This window comes from Clostridium sp. UBA6640 (assembly GCF_002455975.1).
Classification (GTDB): Bacteria; Bacillota; Clostridia; order Clostridiales; family Clostridiaceae; genus Clostridium_J.
Genome location: NZ_DKLM01000154.1, coordinates 1 through 405 on the forward strand (window position 1 = coordinate 1; position 405 = coordinate 405).

The following is a 405-nucleotide window of genomic DNA, read 5'->3' on the forward strand; positions in this document are numbered from 1 at the left end:
ATAACTACTTAACAGATTCTAAAAGTAATAAAATATTAAATTTTTATTATGGAAATTAAAGCTATGCATAGATTAAATTTCCATTATAGAAACCTACCTTTAATACTATACTATATTTTTACTGTGTAACAAAGTTTTTTATAAATATTTCCACTATTAAAGTTAAATTTTATGATTATATAGGTTCTTTTAAGATATATTAAGAAATATTTCTAACTATATAAATATATTATATAGCCCCAGCTTTTATTCAATATCTAACATATTATAATTTATCCTTTCAAATTAAATTTCCAGGGTAATAACAAATATAGGGATACAATGTGAAAACTTAATATATACTTTGGAAAATAAGTTTTCTATAAAAACAGCTTAAATCCTTGGGAATTAAGGATTAATAATGAA